Annotated in this window: 12 protein-coding genes, 1 tRNA gene and 1 pseudogene; 9 read left to right on the top strand and 5 right to left on the bottom strand. The window is 73.5% G+C overall.

What is annotated here, in order from left to right; genetic code table 11:
- Positions 1-316: 316 nt before the first annotated feature.
- Positions 317-1,036: pseudogene (locus JYK04_RS41995) on the top strand (IclR family transcriptional regulator domain-containing protein); the annotation flags it as partial.
- Between the two features lie 390 nt (positions 1,037-1,426).
- On the opposite strand, the gene JYK04_RS33850 reads toward JYK04_RS41995, so the two are convergent.
- Positions 1,427-1,511, bottom strand: a tRNA-Leu gene (locus JYK04_RS33850).
- 290 nt (positions 1,512-1,801) lie between these two features.
- On the opposite strand from JYK04_RS33850, the gene JYK04_RS33845 reads away from it, so the two are divergent.
- A complete protein-coding gene (locus JYK04_RS33845; protein WP_189740982.1) occupies positions 1,802-2,968 on the top strand; it encodes a low temperature requirement protein A in 1,167 nt (388 codons plus the stop codon).
- Here JYK04_RS33845 and JYK04_RS33840 read toward each other — a convergent pair.
- Entirely contained in the window at positions 2,955-3,896 is a 942-nt protein-coding gene (locus JYK04_RS33840) for a beta-ketoacyl-ACP synthase III (RefSeq protein WP_189740979.1), read from the bottom strand. The two genes, JYK04_RS33845 and JYK04_RS33840, sit on opposite strands and share 14 nt — an antisense overlap.
- A 217-nt stretch (positions 3,897-4,113) precedes the next feature.
- Between JYK04_RS33840 and fdhD the strand changes: the two genes are divergently transcribed.
- The gene (gene fdhD, locus JYK04_RS33835; RefSeq protein WP_189740976.1) at positions 4,114-4,941 is read left to right on the top strand and encodes a formate dehydrogenase accessory sulfurtransferase FdhD; all 828 of its coding nucleotides are present in this window, start codon (positions 4,114-4,116) and stop codon (positions 4,939-4,941) included.
- Here the strand turns inward: fdhD and JYK04_RS33830 are convergent.
- From JYK04_RS33830 to JYK04_RS33820, 3 genes are read right to left on the bottom strand one after another with little or no spacing between them, the layout of a single operon-like run.
- Entirely contained in the window at positions 4,931-5,407 is a 477-nt protein-coding gene (locus JYK04_RS33830) for a hypothetical protein (RefSeq protein WP_202185931.1), read from the bottom strand. The genes fdhD and JYK04_RS33830 overlap by 11 nt on opposite strands.
- 1 nt (position 5,408) lies before the next feature.
- Positions 5,409-5,840, bottom strand: coding sequence for a (2Fe-2S) ferredoxin domain-containing protein (locus tag JYK04_RS33825; protein WP_189740970.1), 432 nt, complete (start codon positions 5,838-5,840; stop codon positions 5,409-5,411).
- A 9-nt stretch (positions 5,841-5,849) separates the two neighbouring features.
- Complete coding sequence (locus JYK04_RS33820; protein ID WP_189740967.1) at positions 5,850-6,890, bottom strand: bile acid:sodium symporter family protein; 1,041 nt, start codon at positions 6,888-6,890, stop codon at positions 5,850-5,852.
- Between the two features lie 126 nt (positions 6,891-7,016).
- Between JYK04_RS33820 and JYK04_RS33815 the strand changes: the two genes are divergently transcribed.
- The 6 genes from JYK04_RS33815 to JYK04_RS33790 all read left to right on the top strand — a co-directional run bounded on the left by JYK04_RS33815 (position 7,017) and on the right by JYK04_RS33790 (position 15,662).
- On the top strand, positions 7,017-7,874 hold the full coding sequence (locus tag JYK04_RS33815) for a LysR substrate-binding domain-containing protein (protein WP_189740964.1): 858 nt from the start codon (positions 7,017-7,019) through the stop codon (positions 7,872-7,874).
- A 103-nt stretch (positions 7,875-7,977) separates the two neighbouring features.
- Positions 7,978-9,801 (top strand): AMP-dependent synthetase/ligase, encoded by a 1,824-nt coding sequence (locus JYK04_RS33810; protein ID WP_189740960.1) that lies wholly within the window; start codon positions 7,978-7,980, stop codon positions 9,799-9,801.
- Positions 9,802-9,959: 158 nt separating this feature from the next.
- The gene (locus JYK04_RS33805; RefSeq protein WP_189740958.1) at positions 9,960-11,228 is read left to right on the top strand and encodes an ABC transporter substrate-binding protein; all 1,269 of its coding nucleotides are present in this window, start codon (positions 9,960-9,962) and stop codon (positions 11,226-11,228) included.
- A 9-nt stretch (positions 11,229-11,237) separates the two neighbouring features.
- On the top strand, positions 11,238-13,919 hold the full coding sequence (locus JYK04_RS33800) for an ABC transporter permease subunit (protein ID WP_189740956.1): 2,682 nt from the start codon (positions 11,238-11,240) through the stop codon (positions 13,917-13,919).
- Positions 13,916-14,692 (top strand): ABC transporter ATP-binding protein, encoded by a 777-nt coding sequence (locus JYK04_RS33795; protein ID WP_189740952.1) that lies wholly within the window; start codon positions 13,916-13,918, stop codon positions 14,690-14,692. Before JYK04_RS33800 ends, JYK04_RS33795 begins: the two co-directional genes overlap by 4 nt.
- 121 nt (positions 14,693-14,813) lie before the next feature.
- The gene (locus JYK04_RS33790; protein ID WP_189740949.1) at positions 14,814-15,662 is read left to right on the top strand and encodes an aldo/keto reductase; all 849 of its coding nucleotides are present in this window, start codon (positions 14,814-14,816) and stop codon (positions 15,660-15,662) included.
- Positions 15,663-15,678 lie beyond the last annotated feature (16 nt).

Raw genomic sequence — 15,678 nt, 5'->3', positions numbered from 1 at the left:
CCACGACGCCCGGCACTGGGCGCGCGAGCTGGGCCGGCGCGGCTTCCGGCCGGGCGGCCGAAGGGATCTGCGCGAGATCCGGCTGTGCACGCAGGCGGCCGTGCTGCGCCACGTCGACCAGCTCGAGGATCCCGACCTGGGCCCGGTGCCGCTGCCGAGGCCGGGGCTGTCCGGGGTGCTGGCCGCGCTCCTGCCGCAGCCCGTCACGGTCGTCGCGCCGGTGGCGGCGGCCGGGCCGGCCGCCGGACCGCTGCGCCACCCCGCGCTGACGGCGGCGAGCCGCGGGAGCGCCGCCCGGGCCGGAACGGGCCGGGCCCTGACGGAGGCGCGCCGCGCGCTGGCCGTCGTACACGTCCTGGAGCGGCACCCGTTGGGGGTCCGGGCCGACCGGCTCGCGCGGGAGTCCGGCCTCGCCGAAGGGGAACTGCGGCCCCTGCTGGCGATGCTGTGCGAGGAGGAGTACGCGGTGCGCCCGGCCCGCGGGGTGTACGGGCGCGGCCCCGCACTGGACCGGCTCGCCGCCCCGGGCGGTCAGGGCCTGGCCGGGCAGCTCCAGCGCACCTTGGCCCTGGCTCGGGACAGCGCGGGCGCGGCGGTGTACCTCAGCCGGTACGCCGAGGGCGAGGTCCGGATCACGCAGATGGCGGACGGGCCCGCGACCCCGCCGGTGCGGGAGTGGGTCGACTTCCGAGCCGCCGCGCATGCCAGCGCGGTGGGCAAATGCCTGCTGGCCCAGCTCGACCACGACGGCCGCGCCGACCACGTGGCCCGGCACCGGCCCGCGCGGCTCACCCCGCGGACGATCACCGACAGCAGGGTCCTGCTCAGCGCGCTGGACGCGGTGGCTCCGGGAGCGCCCGTGTTCGACCTGCGCGAGTACTCCCCCGGGGTCGTCTGCTCGGCGGTCCCGATCGCCACCGGGGGTGCCGCCGGGAGCCTTGCGCTCTCGCTGCCCGCGCGCCACGCCCACCGGCTGGGAGCGGCCACCGAGACCCTGCGCCGCAAGGCCGTCCCGGTGCTCCTGGCCCTGCTCCTGACCGGCGCGATCCCCCCGGACGCCCCGGCGGCGGACGCGGACGCGGAACAGGCTCCGGCCGACCGGCGCCGGCCGGTGCGGTCCCCGGTCACCCCGCTCACCCCCGAGACCCTGCGGCACCTGCGGCGGCTCTTCCGTACCCCGCTCGCCGGAGGCGCAGCTGCGGCGGGCGGCCCGCACCTGGTCAGCGACACCGCGGCGGCCGCGGCCTACCTCTTCGACGCCGCCCCGGACACCGGCCAGCCCCGCCTGTCGCTGCCCCACACCTTCACGTCGGTCGTCCCGGGCAGCCTGACCACCCCGACGGGCCTGGTGGTCCTGGGTCCGTGAGCGTCCCGGACCGGGAAAACAGCAGGAGCCCCACACGACGTGTGGGGCTCCTGCTTCTTGTGTCCGAGGGGGGACTTGAACCCCCACGCCCGATAAAGGGCACTAGCACCTCAAGCTAGCGCGTCTGCCATTCCGCCACCCGGACCAGGTGGTCGGCCCCGGTTTCCCGCGGCGACATGGACAACAATAGCAAAGGATCGGCGGGGTTCCGACCACTTATCCGGGCGGTGATCCTCCGCCACGCCGGGCTGACCTGCACGCATGCACCGGAGGCCATAGCGAGACGGGCTGTCTCGCCACCATGGGGGCGGCGGCCCGGTGCCTGCGGCGGGGAGTTGGGATGCCGCGCTTCCGCTTCCGGATGCTGATACCGGCTGGACACCGTGGGGAGTCGGGCGGTCGGATGGCTGCGCACACGTCCGGGGGGAGCCGCGCATGGAATCCGAGCACCGCGTCAGCACGCTGGAGCTGTTCTTCGACCTCGTCTTCGTCTTCACCATCACGCAGTTGACGGTGCTTCTGGCGGACGACCTGAGCCTGCGGGGCGCCGGGCAGGTGGTGCTGATCTTCACCGTCCTGTTCTGGATGTACGGGGGCTACGCGCACCTGACCAACCAGGTGCCGCCGGACCGGACGGTCCGGCGGGTGCTGCTGATGCTGGCCATGGGGGCGTTCATGGTGTGCGCGCTGGCCGTGCCGACCGCGTTCGGCGCCGGCGGGATCGCCTTCGGCCTGGGGTACGTGTTCGTGGTCCTCGTGCACAGCGCCCTCTACACGCAGGCGCACGGGTTCGGCGTGCTCTGGTTCGCGCTCCCCAACATGCTGTGCGCGCTGTCGGTGCTGGCCGCCGGGTTCTTCGACGGGCCGCCCGCCTGGGGGCTGTGGATGCTCGCCCTGCTGATCCAGTTCGCCGTGCCGCAGCTGGTGCAGCGGGTGGCGGCGAGCGGGGCGGAGCCCGCCGAGGCCGTGACCGCGGTGACGACCGTCAGCGACCAGCTCGGCGGCATGAGCTCCGGGCACCTCGTGGAGCGGCACGGGCTGCTGCTGATCATCGTCTTCGGCGAGTCCGTCATCGCGATCGGCATCGGGACCGGCTCGCTGCCGCTGTCCGCGGGGATCGCCGGGGGCGCCTTCCTCGCGCTCGCCGTCGCGTCGGCGCTGTGGTGGATGTACTTCGTGCGCGACGAGGGCCGGGCCGAGGAGGTCTTCGCCGAGACGCCGCCCGAGAACCGTTTCAAGCTGGCGATGCTCGCCTACTACTACGCCTTCCTGCCCATGCTGCTCGGGATCGCCGCCTTCGCGGCCGGTGTCAAGAAGACCATCGGGCACCTGGGCGAGCACCTGCACACCGGCCCGGCACTCGCCCTCGCGGGCGGGGTCGCCGTCTACCTCGCCGGCGACCTGGCCTTCCGGACCGTGCTCGGGATCGGCCCGGCACGGTTCCGGGCGGCGGCGCTGGTGCTCGTCCTGGCGACGGTCCCGGTCGGCACCGTCGCCTCCGGGCTCTGGCAGCTGGTGGCGCTCGTCGTCGTGCTGCTGGGGACGCTGGGAGCCGAGGTCCGCTGGACCCCGGGCTGCACCGCGACGCCTACGGGCAGCTGATGACCTGGCCCGCGTAGGAGAGGTTGCCGCCGAAGCCGAAGAGGAGGACCGGGGCGCCGGAGGGGATCTCGCCGCGCTGGACCAGCTTCGACAGGGCCATCGGGATGCTGGCGGCCGAGGTGTTGCCGGACTCGACGACATCGCGGGCGACGACGGCGTTGACGGCGCCGATCTTCGCCGCGAGGGGCTCGATGATCCGCAGGTTCGCCTGGTGCAGGACGACCGCGGCCAGTTCCTCCGGGGTGACCCCGGCCTTCTCGCACACCTTGCGGGCGAGCGGCGGGAGCTGGCTGGTGGTCCAGCGGTAGACCGACTGGCCCTCCTGGGCGAAGACCGGCGGCGAGCCCTCGATCCGGACCGCGTTGCCCATCTCCGGGACCGAACCCCACAGGACCGGGCCGATGCCCGGCTCCTCGCAGGCCTCGACGACGGCCGCGCCCGCTCCGTCGCCGGTGAGCACGCAGGTGGTGCGGTCGGTCCAGTCGGTGATCTCGGTCATCTTGTCGGCGCCGATGACCAGGGCGCGGGTGGCGGAGCCGGCCCGGATGGCGTGGTCGGCGGTGGCCAGGGCATGGGTGAAGCCCGAGCAGACGACGTTGATGTCCATCACGGCGGGTCCGCCGCCCATGCCCAGCTTGGCGGCGACGCGCGCGGCCATGTTGGGCGAACGGTCGATCGCGGTCGACGTGGCGACGAGCACCAGGTCGATGTCGTCCGGGGTCAGGCCGGCGCCGGCCAGCGCCTTGCCCGCCGCCTGGTAGGCCAGCTCGTCCACCGGTTCGTCCGGGCCGGCCATGTGGCGCGTGCGGATGCCGACGCGGGACCGAATCCACTCGTCGGTGGTGTCGACCATGGCCGCGAGGTCCTCGTTGGTGAGCACTTTCGCGGGCTGGTAGTGCCCTAGCGCCACCACGCGTGAACCGGTCATGGGCGGGGTCCCCCCTTGTACGGAAGTCAGGATCACCCAGCTTTGCCTGCTACTGGTGGGTACGTGTGCGCGTGACCCGACAGGATTCCGGCCCCGGATTTTGGAGCTTCCCGAGGATCCACCTGCCGGGGGCGTCGCGGGAAGCGGAACCGGGACAATGAGCTTGTCGGGAACCGGCGAGAACAGAGGCGAGAACAGAAGGGGTGGGCTGATCACCATGGGACGGGTCACCGAGCGCCGTCGCGTCGTCCGGATCCGGAACGGCGGGGCGGGTGTCCGGCCGGACACACTGGTGGCCGAGGAGCCGCTGGAGATACGCCTGAACGGCAAACCGCTGGCCATCACGATGCGTACGCCGGGCGACGACTTCGCCCTGGCGGTGGGCTTCCTGGTCAGCGAGGGGGTGCTCGCGGCCGCCTCGGACGTGCAGGCCGTCACCTACTGCGAGGGGGCGACCGAGGAGGGTTCGAACACCTACAACGTGGTGAACGTCCAGCTGGCCGCCGGGGTCCCGGTGCCGGACATCACGCTGGAGCGGAACGTCTACACCACCTCCTCGTGCGGCCTGTGCGGGAAGGCCAGCCTGGACGCGGTCCGTACGGCGACCCGCTTCCCGGGGATCGCCGCCGATCCGGTACGGGTGCCCGCGCAGGTCCTGAGCGCGATGCCGGACCGGCTGCGCGCGGCCCAGAAGGTCTTCGACCGTACGGGCGGACTGCACGCGGCCGGGCTGTTCACGGCGCAGGGCGAGCTGCTCGACCTGCGGGAGGACGTCGGCCGGCACAACGCGGTGGACAAGATCGTGGGCCGGGCGTACCAGTCCGGGCGGCTCCCCCTCGCGGGCGCGGTCCTGCTGGTGTCGGGCCGGGCCTCCTTCGAGCTCGTGCAGAAGGCCGTGATGGCGGGCATCCCGGTGCTGGCGGCCGTCTCGGCGCCGTCCTCGCTGGCGGTGGACCTGGCGCTGGAGTCGGGGATGACGCTGGTCGGCTTCCTGCGGGGGCCGGACATGAACATCTACGCGGGCGAGGAGCGGATCACCCTGTAGGAGTACGCCGGAAAAGCTCCTTGTTGCCACTACCGTGGCTGAGGAACGAGGCCCACACGTCGCCGCCGTCCCCCGAGACGCCCCCTTTGCCGGTGCCGTGGAGCACGAGCCAGTTGTCGCAGGCCTGTACCGCGGGCGTGCCGTCGACGGTGAACTTGATCAGGATCTGGATCCCCGGGTCCTCGTCGGAGTGCCGAGCGAGGATCCAGGTGCCCTCGCCGGTGAGCACGGCCCGCTGCGGGCCGGGGGTGCACGGCCAGCCCGAGAGCTCCGTGAGGCGGGCCCGGCCGTCGGCCAGCACCTCGAGCCGGCCTCCGCGGTCGCCCTGCCACGTGCCGGTGACGTCCTGCGCCGTGAGCGGCACGGAGGGTTTGCCGTCCTCCAGGTCGAGGGACAGGGCCAGCCGGATCACCAGAAGGACCAGCAGGCCGACTAACACGAGCACCGCGCGGGCGAGGTTCTGCACGTCAGCGTCCCCGGCGGCCGCGGCGCGGGGAGTCCTTGGCCGGCTTCGGGGTCGGGGGGTCGATGCGGTGCAGGTCCAGGGTGGGCGGGAGCGGGGTGGTGCCCGGGCCGCCGGATTCGGCCCAGGCGATGATCTCGTCGGTCGCGGTGTCGTCCAGGGCCCAGCCGAACCAGGTCGCGCGGGCACCGCGGCGGCGGGCCTCGGTGGTGGGCTGGACCACGATGACGTTGGCCTGGGCGCAGGGGCCGAGGCACTCGCTCGTACGGACGGCCAGGCGGCCCCCGGAAGCGGCGGCGGCCTCGCGCAGCCGGGCGAGCTGACCGGCGTGGTCGGAGCCGGGGTTCTTGCGCGGGTCACCGCAGCAGCAGCCGCGGCAGACCACCAGTGTGCAGGGGCGTTCGGCGTGGGCGGCGAGCGGGCGTATCCAGGTCACCACCGAACGTTAACGGGCCCGGGGCGCGGGCCGTTCGAGCGCGGGCGAGACGTCCGCCACACGCTCGGCGGCGAGTTCGGGCGCCGGGTCCTGGGCGCGGCGCCGGGCGATGACCGCGCAGACCATCAGCTGCATCTGGTGGAAGAGCATCAGCGGGAGCACGGCGAGGGCGGCGTGGGCCCCGAACAGCACGCTGGCCATGGGGAGTCCGGCGGCCAGGCTCTTCTTCGACCCGGCGAACTGGATGGCGATGCGGTCCGCGCGGCCGAAGCCGAGGCGGGCGGCGCCGTACCAGGTGGCGAGGAGCATGACGGCGAGGAGTACGGCCTCCACCAGCATCAGGGCGGCGAGCCGCGGGAGGCTCACCCGGTGCCAGATGCCCGCGACCACGCCCGCGCTGAAGGCGGCGTAGACGACGAGCAGGATCGAGCCGCGGTCGACGTAGCCGAGGACCCGCTTGTGGCGGACGAGGAAGCCGCCGGCCCAGGGGCGCAGGGCCTGTCCGAGGAGGAACGGCAGCAGGAGCTGGAGGGTGATCTTGAGGAGGGAGTCGAGGGAGAAGCCGCCCGCGTCGCCGCCGAGCAGGGCGGCGGCGAGGAGGGGGGTGAGGACGATGCCGGCCAGGCTGGAGAAGGAGCCGGCGCAGATCGCGGCCGGGACGTTGCCGCGGGCGATCGAGGTGAAGGCGATGGAGGACTGCACGGTCGAGGGGACCAGGCAGAGGAAGAGCAGGCCGCCGTAGAGCGGGGCGGTGAGCAGGCCGGGGACGAGGCCGCGGGCGGCGAGGCCGAGGAGCGGGAAGAGTACGAAGGTGCAGGCGAGCACGGTGAGGTGGAGCCGCCAGTGGCGCAGGCCGTCGAGGGCCTCGCGGGTGGAGAGCCGGGCACCGTAGAGGAAGAAGAGCAGGGCCACGGCCGCGGTGGAGGCGAGGTCGGCGGCGGTGGCGGCCGGGCCGCGGGCCGGGAGCAGGGCGGCGAGGCCCACGGTGGCGAGCAGCGCCAGGATGTACGGGTCCAGCGGCAGCCGGGCGGGGAGGTGGGGGCGGCGCATGCGGGGGTGCTCACTTGCTGTCGGGGCGGGGGCTCCCTCTCATGGTCGGCGGTGGGCGTTCATCGGGAAACCCGCACACCGCACTCACTGCCATCGCGAACCATGATGAGCGGCTAACGTGGCGGTATGTACGACCCTGTCCAGTTGCGGACCTTCCTCACGGTGGCCCAGACGCTCAGCTTCACGCAGGCCGCGGGGCGGCTCGGCGTGGGGCAGTCCACGGTCAGCCAGCACGTGCGGCGGCTGGAGGAGGCGACGGGGCGGCCGCTGTTCGTCCGGGACACGCACAGCGTGGGGCTGACGGAGGACGGCGAGGCGCTGCTCGGCTTCGCGCGGACGATCCTGGAGGCGAACGAGCGGGCGGCGGCGTTCTTCGCGGGGACGCGGCTGCGCGGGCGGCTGCGGTTCGGAGCCTCGGAGGACTTCGTGCTGACGCGCCTTCCGGAGATCCTCGAAGGGTTCCGGCACGAGCACCCCGAGGTGGATCTGGAGCTGTCGGTGGAGCTCTCGGGAACGCTGCACGAGCGGCTGGACGCGGGCCGTCTCGACCTGGTGCTGGCGAAACGGCGGGGGCCGGGGGACGAGCGGGGCCGGCTCGTGTGGCGGGACCGGATGGTGTGGATCGGCGCGGAGGGGCTGCGGGTGGACCCGGAGCGCCCTGTGCCGCTGATCGTCTTCCCGCCGCCGGGCATCACCCGCGCCCGGGCGCTGGAGGTGCTGGAGGGCGAGGGGCGGGCGTGGCGGATCGCGTGCACCAGCGGCAGCCTGAGCGGCCTGATCGCGGCGGCCCGGGCCGGCCTCGGTGTGATGGCGCACGCCCGGGGGCTGATCCCGCCCGGGCTGGTGCGGGTCGGCGGGCTGCCGGAGCTCGGTCCGGTGGAGTTCGCGCTGCTCCGCGGGTCGCGTCCGCCGGCCGCGGCCGAGGCACTGGCCGCGGCCGTGCTCTCCGGCGCGGACCGGCTCAGTCGCACGTCAACGGCGTGAACGGCGTGATCACTGGGGAGGTCTTGTGGAGGTATCCGAAGGCCGGTCACCCCCTGTTGACCATGAGGTACGTTCACCGCGGCGCGCGGAGAGGAGCGGGGCCTTGCGCGAGATCACCGTCCCACCCGTCGTCACGGGCGCACCCGTCGGCGGCCTGGCCGACATCGTCTTCCAGTACGCCCGCGAGGAGCCGGACCGGGTGGTTCTCGGCCGGAAGACCGACGGGGTCTGGCGGGACGTGACGTCCCGGGAGCTGGCCGCCGAGGTGCTCGCGCTCGCCCGGGGCCTGCTGGCCCAGGGGGTGCGCTTCGGGGACCGGGTCGCCGTCATGTCCCGCACCCGGTACGAGTGGACGATCTTCGACTTCGCCCTGTGGGCGATCGGCGCCCAGCCCGTGCCGGTGTATCCGACGTCCTCCGCCGATCAGGTGCACTGGATCCTCTTCGACTCCGACTGCACGGCCTGCGTGGTCGAGGACGAGAACCAGGCCATGACGGTGGGATCGGTCATCGACCGGCTCCCCCGCCTGCGCCGGCTGTGGCAGCTCGACGCCGGGGCCGTGGAGGGACTGGTCGCCGACGGCCGCGGGGTCGCCGAGGACGTCGTGCACCGCCACCGGGGCGCCGTGACACCCGACGCGACCGCCACCGTCATCTACACCTCCGGGACGACGGGCCGGCCGAAGGGGTGCGTCCTCACGCACGCCAACTTCATGTACGAGACCGACACCCTGGTCAGCCGCTGGGAGTCGGTATTCCAGGCCCGGCAGGGCGAGGAGCCGTCCACCCTGCTCTTCCTGCCGCTGGCGCACGTCTTCGGGCGGATGGTGGAGGTGGCCGCCGTCCGGGCGCGGGTGAAGCTGGGCCACCAACCGGTCCTGGCGGCCGCCGAGTTGCTGCCGGACCTCGCCGCCTTCCGACCGACCTTCGTGCTGGGCGTCCCGCACGTCTTCGAGAAGGTCTTCGCGGGCGCCCGCCGCAAGGCGGAGGCGGAGGGACGTACGGGCCCCTTCGACCGGGCGGTGGAGACGGCCGTGCGGTACGCGGAGGCGCGCGAGCGCAAGGCCTTCGGCACCGGGCCGGGGCCGTCGGCCGCGCTGCGCATGGAGCACCAGCTCTTCGACCGGCTCGTCTACGGGAAGGTCCGCGAGGCGATGGGCGGCCGGGTGCGGCACGCCATGTCGGGCGGGTCGGCGATGTCGCGCCGCCTGGGGCTGTTCCTCGACGGGGCCGGGATCACGGTGTTCGAGGGGTACGGGCTGACCGAGTCGTGCGCGGCGGCCACCGCGAACCCGCCCGGTGCGACCAAGTACGGCACGGTGGGGCGGCCGATCCCGGGCAGTACGGTGCACATCGCGGACGACGGGGAGGTCTGGCTGCACGGCAGCCACATCTTCTCCGGGTACCTCAACGACCCCCGGGCCACCGAGGCGGTCCTGCGCGGCGGCTGGCTGGCCACCGGGGACCTGGGCCGGCTGGACGCGGACGGGTACCTGACCATCACCGGGCGCAAGAAGGACATCCTGGTGACCTCCAACGGCAAGAGCGTCGCGCCCGCCGCGCTGGAGGAGCGGGTGCGTTCGCATCCGCTGGTGTCGCAGTGCGTGCTGGTGGGCAACGACCGGCCGTACATCGCGGCGCTGCTCACCCTGGACATGGACGGGATAGCGCACTGGCTGTCGATGCGCGGGCGGCCGCAGCTGCCGGCGAAGGAGCTGGTGGGTGACCCCGAGCTGACGGCGGAGGTGCGCCGGGCCGTGGTGGCCGCGAACACCCTGGTCTCGCAGGCGGAGGCGATCCGCACCTTCCGGGTGCTGGGCGAGCAGTTCACGGAGGAGCGGGGGCTGCTGACCCCCTCGCTGAAGCTCAAGCGCCGGGCGATCGAGAAGGCGTACGCGAAGGAGGTCGCGGCCCTGTACTCCTCCTGAGCCGGGCCCGGCCGGGGCCTGCGCGGCGCAGGTCCGGGCGGTCCGCCGGGTGCGCGCGACCCTAACTGACGGATCGTCATTTCCACTCGTCGACAATATTGACGATCCGTCAGGTCGCGCACAGAATGCGGGGATTCCAACCGGAGGGGATCCCCGACATGTTGCGACCGATCCGCACCCTGGCCGCCGCGGCGGTGGCCCTCGCGCTCGTCTCCGCCTGCAACTCCGCCTCCACCAACGGAACCTCCCCCGGCAAACCCGGCGACACGGCGGGCAACTCCCGGGGAGTGAGCGACGACTCGATCAAGGTCGGCGGGATCGTGTCGATGACCAGCGCCAGCGGCTACAGCAAGAAGGACACCGACCTCGGCGCCAAGGCCCGTTACCTCCGGGCCAACGCCGAGGGCGGGATCAACGGACGCAAGATCGACTACCTCGGCGCGGAGGACGACGGCCAGGACCCCGCCAAGAACCTGGCGGCCGCCCGCAAACTCGTCCAGCAGGACAAGGTCTTCGCCGTCTCCCCCATGAGCTCGGTGACGTTCTCCGGCGCGGACTTCCTGGAGCAGGAGAAGGTCCCCACCTTCGGCTGGGGCACCCTGCCCGCCTTCTGCGGACCCAAGCACATCTACGGCTTCAACGGCTGCCTGGTCCCCACCCCCGGCGGCACCCTCAACCAGACCTGGCCCGAGGGCATCGGCCGGATCCTCGGCGGGGCCCAGGGCAAATCGGTCGCGATCATCGCCAACGACAGCGACGCCGGCAAGTTCGGCATCCGGACCTTCCAGCAGGGCTTCACCAGCGCCGGGTTCAAGGTCTCCTACGCCAAGGCCTCCGTGCCCGCCACCGCCGTGCCGAGCGACTGGTCCGCGTACGTGAAGGAGATCCTCGCCGCCGACGACGGCAAGGCCCCGGACGCCGTCGTCTCCGTCATGCAGACCCCGAACAACATCGGACTGTTCACCGCCCTCAAGCGCAGCGGCTACCAAGGACTGCTCTCCGACCCGACCGACTACGACCCCGGGCTGCTCGCCAAGGACGCCACCAAGCAGGCCCTCGACGGGGTGCACGTGCTGCTGCAGTTCCAGCCCTTCGAGTCGACCGACCCGAAGATGGCGCAGTTCAAGGCCGACGTGAAGGCGGCCGCGGGCGGGCAGGACGTCCCGCTGAGCATGCACACTCTCACCGGGTACATGTCGGCCGACCTCTTCCTCTCCATCGCGCAGAAGGCCGGCAAGAACCTGACCGTCGAGTCCTTCCAGGCCGCCGCGCAGGGCTTCTCCGACACCGGCACGCTCGTCGGCGACCGCGCGGAGCCCAAGGGGCAGAAGGACAGCTTCGGCTGCGGGGCGCTCGTACAGCTGAAGAACGGCGCGTACGAGGTCTCCGTACCGTTCAAGTGCTACGAACCCATCCCCTTCAAGTAGGGCCGCGGCATGGGGGATCTGCTCGTCTTCGTCCTGAGCGGTCTGGTCTCCGGCGCCCTGTACGCACTGCTCGCCACCGGGCTGGTGCTGTCGTACTCGGCGTCCGGACTGTTCAACTTCGCGCACGGGGCCACCGCCTACCTGTGCGCGCTCACCTTCTACGAGCTGCACTCGGGGCTGGGCTGGCCCGCCGTCCCGGCCGCCCTGCTGGTGGTCTTCGTCCTGGCCCCCGGTCTCGGCTGGGGGCTGGACCGGCTGATGTTCCGGCGGCTCGCCCGGGTCGGCGAGACCGCGCAGATCGTGGCCACCATCGGGCTGCTGGTGGCCCTGCCGGCCGCCGGGCTGTGGCTGGTGGAACTGCTGGCGGAGGCGGGCGCGCCGGTCAAGCCGGCGGAGAACCAGTTCGGGCTGCCGGGAGTGGGGCCCAGCCCCGCGAGGTCCTGGCAGCTCGCGGACGGCGTCGGCATCGACTCCGACCAGCTGATCACCTGGGTGGTGACGGCGCTGGTCGCGGTGGCCCTGTGGGTGCTGATGCGGCACACGCGGCTGGGGCTGCGGCTGCGGGCCGCCGTCGACAACCGCTCGCTGACCGAGCTGCGAGGCATCAGCGCCGACCGGCTGTCGTCGGTGGCCTGGATGATCGCGTCGGGCCTGGCGGGCCTCGCGGGTGTGCTGGCGACCCCGCTGCTGGGACTGTCGGCACACGACTTCACCCTGTTCCTGTTCGTGTCGGCCACGGCGGCGGTCATCGGACGGTTCGCTTCCGTGCCGCTCGCCTTCGCGGGCGGACTCGGGCTCGGGGTGCTGCAGAACCTGGTGGCCGGGTACGCGGCCTTCGCCGAGTCCGTCACCGGCTTCCGGACGGCCGTGCCCTTCCTGATCCTGTTCGGCGGGCTGCTGGTGCTGACCCGTAGGGCGCGGACGGCTGGGGTCGCGGCCGTGGACGCGCCGCCGGTCGACCATCTGGCCGGGGCCTCGTGGGGGCGGCGGTGGGGGGTGTGGGCGGCGGGTGCGGCAGCGCTGTGCGTGGCGCTCTACACCGTGACCACCCCCTTCTGGAGCGGCCTGCTGGCGCAGGGGCTGGCCATCGCGCTCGTGTTCATGTCCTTCACGGTGGTGACCGGGCTCGGGGCGATGGTGTCGCTGGCGCAGGGCACCTTCGTGACCGGCGCCGCGCTCGTGGCCGGGCTGCTCATGAGCCGGGGCTGGCCCTTCGTGGCCGCGCTGGCCGTGGGCACGTGCGCGGCGGCCCTGCTGGGGGCGCTCGTCGCACTGCCGGCGCTGCGGCTGGGGGGCAGGTCCCTGGCCCTGGCCACGCTGGCGCTGGCCTTCCTGGCCGATCAGGTGCTGTTCCAGCTGCGGTGGCTGCGCAACGGCGATGCCGGATGGTCGATCCCGCGGCCGGTCTTCGGACCGGTGGACCTCTCCGACGACCGGGCGCTGGGGGTGGCCCTGGTGGTCCTGGTCGCGCTGGTGGCGGCCGGGCTGACCGCGCTGCGCCACTCCCCGTCGGGGCGGGCGATGCTGGCGGTCCGGTCGGCCCCGGCGGCGGCCGTCGCCTCGGGGGTCTCCGTACTGCGCACGAAACTGCTGCTGTTCACCCTGTCGGCGGGACTGGCCGGGTTCGGGGGCGTGCTGTACGCCTCGTACAACACCCGGATCACGGCGACGGACTTCACCGCGATGACCGGGCTGGTGTGGCTGGCGGTGGTGGTGGCGGCGGGTGTGCGCAGGCCGCAGTACGCGGCGGTGGCGGGGCTGGTGTTCGCCGCTGCTCCGCGGGTGCTGGCGGACTACGTGACGGAGTCGGCGCATCTGCCGGTGATCCTGTTCGGCCTGGCCGGACTGGCCCTGGCCAATGACCCGGACGGGTACTGCGCGGCGGTGCCGGTGCGGCTGGCGCGGCGGCGCGCCGCCGCCCCCGCCTCCCGGGGCTCCGCCCCGGACCCCTCGGGGGCTCCGCCCCCGGACCTCCGCGCCTCAATCGCCGGCGGGGCTGATGTCGCCCTGGAGCTGCGCGAGGTAACCGCCGGGTACGACGGGGGGCTCGTGCTGCACGGGGTCGACCTCACCGTCCGCGCGGGCGAGATCCTCGCCGTGCTGGGGCCGAACGGGGCCGGGAAGAGCACCGCCTGCCGGGTCGCCGCCGGGCTGCTGCCGGTCGGGGCCGGGGCGGTGTACGTGGCCGGGCGGGACGCGACCCGGGACGGGGCCGTGCGCCGGTCGCGGGCCGGGGTGCTGCTCGCCCCCGAAGGACGCGGGATCTTCCCCGCGCTCACCATCGAGGAGAACCTGGCCCTGTACCTGGAGGACGCCGCCGCCCGCGCCGCCGTCTACGCACGCTTCCCGCGGCTCGCCGAGCGGCGCGGGATCCCCGCCGGAGCGCTCTCGGGCGGGGAGCAGCAGATGCTGGCCCTGGCTCCGCTGCTCCAGCGGCCGCCCGCGGTGCTGATCGCCGACGAACCCTCGCTCGGGCTCGCCCCGCGCGTGGTGGAGGAGGTGTACGCACTGCTCACCGAGCTCCGCGACGCCGGGACGGCGCTGCTCCTGGTGGAGGAGAAGGCGGCCGGGATCCTCGGGATCGCCGACACCGTGGCCTACCTCTCCCAGGGCCGGGTCTCCTGGTGCGGCCCCCGGGCCGAGGTGGAGGCGGACCGGCTCACCGAGGCCTACCTGGGGATGGCGACATGAGCGAGGGCGGGTACGTGCTGGAGGCCCTCGGGGTCGGAGTGCGCTTCGGCGGTGTCCGGGCGCTGACCGGGGTGGACCTCGGGGTCCGCGCGGGCGAGGTGTGCGGGCTGATCGGGCCGAACGGCGCCGGGAAGACGACCCTGTTCGATGTGCTGTCCGGGATCCGCCGCCCCGACCAGGGGCGGATGCTGCTGGACGGGGCGGACGTCACCCGCCGCTCCCCCGTCTGGCGGGCCCGGCACGGGATCCGCCGGACCTTCCAGCGGCAGCAGTTGTTCGGACAGCTGAGCGTGGCCGACAACGTCCTGGTGGCACAGGAGTGGCGGGGCGGCGGGGGCGGGCCGGCCGCCGATCTCCTCGCCCTGCCGGCCCGGCGGGCCCGGGAGCGCGAGCGCCGGGCCCGCGGCGAGCGGGTGCTGGCCGACTGCGGGATCGGCGCGCTCGGGGCCTCGTACGCCGGCGGGCTGCCCGTCGGGCAGGCCCGGATGGTCGAACTGGCCCGTGCGGTGGCCGATCCGCCGAGGGTGCTGCTGCTGGACGAGCCGGCGTCGGGCATGTCCGCGCCCGAGCGCGCCCGGCTCGCGGAGGTCGTGCGGCGGCTGGCGGAGCGGGAGGGCTGCGCGGTGCTGCTCGTCGAGCACAACGTGGCCTTCGTGATGGAGCTGTGCGCGCGGGTCGTCGTACTGGACCTCGGGACGGTGCTGGCCGAGGGCACCGCGGCCGAGGTACGGGCGAACCCGCTGGTGCGGGAGGCGTACCTCGGCACCGCATGAGGGCCCGCACGGAAGAATGGCGGGAATACGTCGCACGAGGGGCCGGTTATCGCCCCTTGTGCGACGCTCCACCGCCGCCGCACCGACGTACCGACGCCCCGACGTGAGGGAACGACCAGACGTGAACCAGGTCCCCGCCATCAAGCTCAACAACGGCACGCTCATGCCCCAGCTCGGCTACGGCGTCTGGCAGGTGCCGGACGCGGAGGCTGAGCGCGCCGTCGGGACCGCCCTGGAGGCCGGTTACCGCAGCATCGACACGGCCGCCGTCTACGGCAACGAGGCGGGCACCGGCAAGGCCGTCGCCGCTTCCGGGCTGGCCCGCGAGGAGCTGTTCGTCACCACCAAGCTGTGGAACGGCCGGAAGCAGAAGTGGGGCCGGGACCAGGTGCTGCGCGCCTTCGACGACTCCCTCGCCAAGCTCCGCCTCGACCACGTCGACCTGTACCTGATCCACTGGCCGCGGCCGATGCGCGACGATTTCGTCGCCATCTGGAAGACCTTCGAGGAGATCGCGGCGAGCGGCCGCGCCAAGGCGGTCGGCGTGTCGAACTTCCGCCCGGCCGACCTGGACCGGATCGCCGCCGAGAGCGAGCTGGTCCCGGCCGTGAACCAGGTCGAGCTGCACCCGCTCTTCCCGCAGGCCGAGCTGCGCGCCGTACACGCCGGGCGCGGCATCGCCACCGAGGCCTGGTCCCCGCTGGGCCAGGGCAAGGAGCTGCTGACGCTCCCGGCCGTGGCCGCGATCGCCGCCGCGTACGGCCGCAGCGCCGCGCAGGTGGTGCTGCGCTGGCACCTGCAGCACGGGAACATCGTGATCCCGAAGTCGGTGACCCCCGCGCGCATCCGGGAGAACCTGGACGTGTTCGGCTTCGAGCTGGCGGCCGCGGACATGGCGGCGCTGGACGCCCTGGGTGCGGGCGCGGCGGGCCGCCGGATCGGGCCGGACCCGGCCGAGTTCGACGTGTGACGGAAATCCGGGGCAG

This window comes from Streptomyces nojiriensis (genome assembly GCF_017639205.1).
GTDB lineage: Bacteria > Actinomycetota > Actinomycetes > Streptomycetales > Streptomycetaceae > Streptomyces > Streptomyces nojiriensis.
This window is presented reverse-complemented; position numbering and strand designations above follow the sequence as displayed.